Origin of the sequence: Microcoleus sp. (assembly GCF_049646505.1) — a bacterium.
Taxonomy (GTDB): Bacteria; Cyanobacteriota; Cyanobacteriia; order Cyanobacteriales; family Microcoleaceae; genus Microcoleus.
In genome coordinates, this window is the sequence record NZ_JBARVX010000509.1 from 1 (window position 1) to 3,505 (window position 3,505).

Annotated in this window: 2 protein-coding genes; both read right to left on the reverse strand. The window is 49.2% G+C overall.

The window, feature by feature from the left end; genetic code table 11:
* Positions 1–430: 430 nt before the first annotated feature.
* Complete coding sequence (locus WBA89_RS24335) at positions 431–595, reverse strand: hypothetical protein (RefSeq protein WP_424410045.1); 165 nt, start codon at positions 593–595, stop codon at positions 431–433.
* A gap of 217 nt (positions 596–812) precedes the next feature.
* The coding region (locus WBA89_RS24340; protein ID WP_424410047.1) for an HAD-IC family P-type ATPase at positions 813–3,505 on the reverse strand (2,693 nt) is incomplete at its 5' end.

The following is a 3,505-nucleotide window of genomic DNA, read 5'->3' on the forward strand; positions in this document are numbered from 1 at the left end:
AGGGACTAGCTTCGCATCCACAGGGTGTCGTGACTCAAAAAACGTAGTCAGTTAAGACTTAGGCTGGTCAGGACGGCTTTGAGATTTCTCTTTCAAGCCTCACGCCTTTAGGCTGAGGTTCCTGACAATCTTCTGTAACGACATCACTGAAGTTTATCAAAGCGCTTTTTTGCTGTTCGCTAATTGGCCAAGCAAGCGAACTATTTTGAGCGCAGGTTTGCAGCGGGGCTCGAAAGATTTATTGCTAGCATAAGTCTTTTAAATATCCCTGCTGATTTTACACTTTTGATTAACTTAATTATTGCCACAGGTCAAGTTGTGTTGGCTCGCCAAGAGCGAGTTCCACATTTTCTTGTCTTGGTTATTCAGTTTAGCGTACTCTTCCTGTAATTATAAAACAAATATTAAATTTAATTAATAAGTAAATCTTTTAGGAAGCTGGTGTCAATAAGGAAGGATTGGTAGTGGCGATCGGGCTGGTTTTGTCAAAACTGTTTCTAGCTAGAACCTTTAGCGTAAGGGGTTTCGCGAAGGGCGATCGGGAGGCATTCAAATTAATTGTCAATAAGCTGCTAATCTCTGAGCGATCGCACATTTATTTTGTTAATATATGTCTACTTTTTTTAAGGAATCGATTTATTGTATTTTAGGATACAGATATAATTGTTGTGAAGTGCATATCTTGTTGGCTCGGAATGTTTTAACCGCAGAGGGCGCAGAGAACACAGAGTCTCTAGAAGAGAGGTCAGTGGGAAAATCCGAGTTGGTCGCGATCGCCACAAGTCTGACGCACTGTACAGGTGAATGGTGAGTTAGTTGGGAGGATCGAAGCGGTTGATACACAGAGCAATACCGATCGCAGGTAGCGCTACTCCAAAGCAAATCAGCCACTGACCCAGACTCATCGGAGCTGTCTGGAATATGCTGTTGATAAATGGAGAATTAGCAAAGACGATTTGCAAAATCGCGGCGGCGACAATGCCGAAAACGAGGGGGAAGGCATTGCTAACTTTTTCTTTCGAGCCCTTAAATTTAGCGATTAAAGAGGGCAAGAATTGGCTGAGACTCAACAGGTAAATAATTCTGGCGATTGCCAAGGTTTGAATCGCCATCGTGCGGGCGAGTTCCAAATTTCCCCACGTTGTTTGGCGCACCCATTCAAACATTCCGAAAACCAGCATCCCGTTGTAAAGGGAAATTGCTAAAATCCGCTCGATCCGGTTGAGGGTAAACAAAGGTTCGTTGAGCGATCGCGGTTGTTGTTGCATGACTCCCGGTGACTTGGGCTCGAAGGCCAAGGGCAAAGTCATAGTAATCGAGTCGATCGTATTCAGCCAGAGGATTTGTAGCGACCAAATCGGCAATTCCCGGCCCAACAAAGTGCTGAGCAAAATAGCGATCGATTCTCCGCCGTTGAGCGGGAGAATGAAGCTAATTGCATTGAGCAGGTTTTTGTAAGCCGATCGCGCTTCTGCTACCGCAGATTCGATCGACGCAAAGTTGTCGTCAGTCAAAATCATGTCCGCGGCTTCCTGAGAAACATCCGTACCGCTGCCCGCGGCCATCCCGATATCCGCTTGTTTGAGGGCGGGCGCGTCGCTAACACGGCCTCCCGCCATCACTACAATTTCGCCTTTTTGCTGCAAAGCTTTTACCAGGCGGAGTTTTTGTTCCGGGGCGACGCGGGTAAAAACTGAGCCGGCTTCTACCGCTTCGGCGAGTTCGTTTTTGTTCATTTGGGCGAGCCCGGCGCCGGTGTAGGCTAGGAGTTCCCTGTGGTGCTCGGTTTTGCCCAATCTCATGCGGCGGGCGATCGCCTTGGCGGTGGCGGTGCGATCGCCCGCAATCATTTTGACTTGGATGCCGGCGGCTTGACAAACTTGGACTGCCGCGATCGCTTCGGCCCGCGGCGGGTCGATCATTCCCTGTATTCCCAAGAAAATCAGCCCTGACTCCAAATCCGATCGGTACACGGAATTTTGGCTTTCGGGTACTGGCTTTTTCGCTAAAGCCAAGACGCGCCAGCATTGTTCGGCCATTGCATCGGCTTGGCGGTGAATTTGCGCGCGATCGACCTCAGCCAGATTTCCTTCAACATCAAGACTGGAACCGCAGCGAGTCAGAATTGATTCTACCGAACCTTTAACATACAAAATTTTACCGTTTGGAGTGCGGTGCAGCGTCGCCATATATTGAAACTGCGGTTCAAAAGGAATTGAATCCAGGCGCGGCATGAATTTTGCCAAAATTTCCTTCATAAAATCTGCTTTTTTAGCAGCAGCAATTAACGCCCCTTCCGTCGGATCTCCGACAACAATCCAATTATCATCTTTAAATTCCAGGCGAGAATCGTTACACAACATTCCAGCCTGCAAGCATTCTTGCAAAGTTGGAGCGTGGCTGGCTGCAATTGGCAGTTTGTTGAGTTGAATTTCGCCGTCGGGGTTGTAGCCGCTGCCGGTGACAGAGTAGGATGTGCCGCCGGCATAGATTTCTTGCACCCTCATCTGGTTTTCCGTCAAAGTTCCGGTTTTGTCGCAACAGATGACTGTCGCGCCTCCAAGGGTTTCGACTGCGGACAGTTTGCGGACAATGGCGTGGCGGCCGGCGATCCGGGAAACGCCGACGGCGAGGGTGAGGGTGATGGCGGCGGGGAGGCCTGCGGGAATTGCGCCGACAATCAGGGCGACTGCGGCTTCTACTGCTTCTTTAAAGGCTGAAACTCCCGGCGGGACAGGCCAGCCCAACCTGACTGCAAAGGTCAAGCTTGCCACAGCCAGCACTAATAGCAGCCAGTGTTGGCTGAATTGATTGATTTTGCGGGTTAAAGGGGTGGTGAGGTCGGTGTCGCGGTCTAATAGTTGGGAGATTTTGCCGGTTTCGGTGTTGTTGGCGATCGCAATTACAATCCCGCTACCTTGGCCGAAGGTGACGAAACTGCCGGCATAAGCCATGTTATCTCTGGTGGCGAGGAGAGTTTCTGGCGGCAGAATCAAGTCTCCAGATTGTCCTAATTCTTTTTCGACAGCAGCGGATTCTCCTGTAAGTCCCGACTCGTCGATTTGCAAATCGCGCACTTTAACTAAGCGCAAATCTGCAGGCACTTTGTCGCCGGAAGTTACGGTTACTAAGTCGCCGACTACAACTTCTTTTGAGGGAATTTTTAATGTTTTGCCACCCCGGATGACTGCGGCTTCTGTGCTGACTGCTTGGGCGATGGCTGCGATTTTTTTCTGGGCCCTCGTTTCTTGGATGAAGCTGATAGTAGCGTTGATGGTTGTGACGCCCAAAATTACGCTGGCGTTGAGCCATTCCCCAATTGCTGCTTTGATTAAACCCGCACTCAGCAAGATGAGTAATAAAGGGTGGTTGAATTGATGGAGGAATTTTAACCAGACTGGTTTTCCAGCTTTTACTACTAATTCGTTGAAACCGAATTTTTGTTGGCGGCTGGCTGCTTCTGCTGGTTCTAAGCCTTTGTCTGGGTTGGTTTCTAATATAGTTG

Bases quoted from the DNA above. Each gene is read 5' to 3' on its own strand.
- WBA89_RS24335 (WP_424410045.1), bottom strand. From the start codon at position 595: ATGTGCGATCGCTCAGAGATTAGCAGCTTATTGACAATTAATTTGAAT.